The organism is Leptolyngbya cf. ectocarpi LEGE 11479 (assembly GCF_015207065.1).
GTDB classification, from domain to species: Bacteria; Cyanobacteriota; Cyanobacteriia; order Phormidesmidales; family Phormidesmidaceae; genus Leptothoe; species Leptothoe ectocarpi.
This window is the reverse complement of record NZ_JADEXP010000525.1, coordinates 1-2,962: the sequence shown is the minus strand read 5'-3', so window position 1 is coordinate 2,962 and position 2,962 is coordinate 1. Positions and strand designations below refer to the sequence as shown.

2 protein-coding genes and 1 pseudogene are annotated in these 2,962 nt (G+C 49.2%); 2 read left to right on the top strand and 1 reads right to left on the bottom strand.

The genetic code is table 11. The features are described 5' to 3' along the window. Together IQ260_RS29415 and IQ260_RS29410 are read left to right on the top strand one after the other, a co-directional pair. Positions 1 to 493: pseudogene (locus IQ260_RS29415) on the top strand (Na+/proline symporter); the annotation flags it as partial. 211 nt (positions 494 to 704) lie between these two features. Beyond that, complete coding sequence (locus IQ260_RS29410; protein ID WP_193996607.1) at positions 705 to 2,099, top strand: aromatic ring-hydroxylating dioxygenase subunit alpha; 1,395 nt, start codon at positions 705 to 707, stop codon at positions 2,097 to 2,099. Between the two features lie 103 nt (positions 2,100 to 2,202). On the opposite strand, the gene IQ260_RS29405 is transcribed toward IQ260_RS29410, so the two are convergent. Further along, on the bottom strand, positions 2,203 to 2,962 hold a 760-nt coding region (locus tag IQ260_RS29405), incomplete at its 5' end, for a CHAT domain-containing protein (RefSeq protein ID WP_193996606.1).

Sequence of the window (2,962 nt, the reverse complement as noted above, 5' to 3'; positions counted from 1 at the left end):
CACACTGGATTCCACGTTTTCTAGCGTGGCTAAGCTGGGAGCGCGCGACTGGGCCAACCGCAAAGACAACCCAACCGAAAGTCAGGCCTTGGTGGGGCGCTGGTGGATTGTTGCGATCGCACTCCTGGGCAACCTGCCATTACTCAGCATCTATTTAGGCGATCATGTGGGGCCTGCCATTATTCTGGCCACTACCATCAGCGGCACCATGGTAATGGGCTTAGCCCCTATTTTTCTACTGGCCTTTATTCCCAGCGCTGGTCGATTGAGCTTTCATCTAGCGTTTTGGCCGGGGTTAGTTTTGGGCGTGTTGCGGGTGATGGAAAGTGCCCTGAGCACCCAAATTTTTCCAGATTGGATGGTGATCGGCACGGGAAAATATGCCATTGACCTGGGTGTGAATGTCTATGGTTTGCTACTTTGCACCCTGGGTTATTTGTTAGGAGCGGTCTTAAACAAGTATGTAGGTGGGGCGCGTTCCCAGCCTAACTAAGAGGCCCTAATAACTCCAGGTAGCTCAACGTAGTTAATAGAGGCCTTCGACTTCGCTCAGGCCTCTATTAAGTTTGCTCAGGCCTCTGGTTTGAAGTGCGTTTGGTTTAAGTTTGGGTGCGATCGCATGCATCATAGGCAAACTGCCCACAGTGCAATTCTTTAATTTTTGTAACACAATAGGAATAACCAGTGATGCTTATCTGAATCCCATGACGGCCACCCCCATTAAACACGCCCCTGAAAGTTCTGCTACCTTAGCGGCTGGTGGCTCCGACCCAGACCGGTTTGACTGGTTTGAAGCCTGGTATCCCGTCCACTATGTCGAGGATCTTGATAAAACTGAGCCCACACGGTTTACGCTACTGGGGCAGGACGTGGTGATTTGGTGGGAGCCCCAGGCCAATACCTGGCGTGTGATGGCAGACCAGTGCCCCCATCGTCTGGCACCGCTGTCAGAAGGACGGATCAATGAAGCCGGACAGTTGGAATGTCCCTACCATGGTTGGGCCTTTTCGGGTACGGGCAAGTGCGAGCATATTCCCCAGCAGCCGTCAGATAGTGAGGCTCATCTATCAAACCGCGCCTGCGTGACATCGATGCCGACGGCAGTGCGTCAGGGATTGTTGTTTGTATATCCAGGCAAAGCTGAGAATGCAGCACAGGTGGACGTCCCCATCATCGAGCCGGTAGAAACGGAGCCCGACGGCTGGGTGATGCTCAACACGTTTCGCGATTTACCCTATGATGCGTTGACGCTGTTAGAAAATGTATTAGATGCCAGCCATATTCCCTATACTCACCACAAAACCGTAGGCAAGCGAGAAAATGCAGCCCCCATGGAGATGGATGTGGTGACATCAGGGAAACAAGGCTTTCAGGGAATTTGGCCAGAGGGACCGCGTAAGGGCGCATTGGGGACGCAGCATACGACGTTTGTAGCTCCTGGGTTGATGTACCACGACCTAACCTCGAAACAGTTTGGCAGAACGCTAACGGTTGTATATGCGACACCGATGCAAAAAGGAGAATGTCGTTTATTTGCGCGATTTCCGTTCAAGTTTTCGTCAAAGTTACCGAGCTTTTTTATCAAGCTGACACCGCGCTGGTACAGCCATGTGAATAACAATCGGGTGCTGGAGGATGACCAAATCTTTTTGCACCTCCAGGAGCGCTTGTTGGAGAAAGCAGGGCAGCAGTCCTATGCGCAAAGTTGTTATTTGCCGACACAGGCGGATCGCTATGTAGTGGCGTTTCGAAAGTGGATTAGTGATTTTGAAGCGGATCCGTTTGCGGGGGAAGCACTACCGCCGGAGCAGTCTACGGATGCGCTCATGGATCGGTATAATTCGCACACGAAACACTGTGGGAGTTGTGCTCCAGCTTTGAAACGGATTAAAGCGATTCGGAAAGGAGCAGTAATATTTAGCGCGGCGGTTTGGTCTTTGTTGCCGTTGGTGATGGCAACTTCTGGAACAATGTCCTGGCTAATCGGAGCTGTTTTGACCGGACTGCCTTTGTTGGCAATAGCTGTATGGTTATGGTTAGGGAATTTGGAACAGAAGTTTTACAAGGGTGATGCGATTCCACCACGTAATTTATCTTGACAAAATGCAAGGAGCTTGCGCAGCCATTTGGAATCAACTGATGAATCGAATAAACAGTAATACTTGCCCAAAATAAACACACGGTAAGCTTAAATATCTGATCTTACAGTCCATTACCAATGAGAATGAACGGTGCCCAGTAGTAAGGATGAGCCAAATTAGTTCGCGATGACATAGGTTGTCCAACGTCGGTCGTTGGGGTAACAGCAATGCTTTGTCTGCTTCTACTGCCCACTGGGCTAAAATTTCCAGTAATGAGAGCTTGCTGAGCAGTTTGAAGAGCTTGAGCTTTGGTCATACCTTGCTGTAAAGCCCCGTAGAAAGCATTCATGAGGATTTGGGTACCACTGTCATTCACTGCCCATAAAGATGCAACAGCAGCATCAGCGCCTGCTAACTGCATGAGATATCCAAATCCTAAAATCTCCTCACCGTTGCTAGAAGCTATTTCTCCTAACGCGGTTTCACAGGCGCTGAGTACGATCAGTTCTACGTTTGGAAAGTTCCAATTTTTGATGTCGGTGAGTGTAGCACGATTCCCGTCACCAAACAGAATGAATGAGTTTTGTGGAGGACCAGGATTGAAGGTAGCATGCGTTGCTAAGTGAACTACCCTGAAGTCGTTCATATCAAAAACAATATCTGGATTGAAATCTGCGTTGATTCGCGTATCAGTATCAGGAATAAGCTGCGCTAGGTTTTCTACTTCTCGTCCAGCAAATTCCAGTCCCCCAAAGTAAAATGTGCGATCGCTAATTTCTACTTCATAGGCACCTTCAGTGAACGCTGCTGCTAGCACACTTAATTCGCCCTGGAAGGGTTGATTATCTAAATCATCTAGACTAGCAGCGGTAATATTGTTC

Bases quoted from the DNA above. Each gene is read 5' to 3' on its own strand.
- IQ260_RS29410 (WP_193996607.1), top strand. From the start codon at position 705: ATGACGGCCACCCCCATTAAACACGCCCCTGAAAGTTCTGCTACCTTA.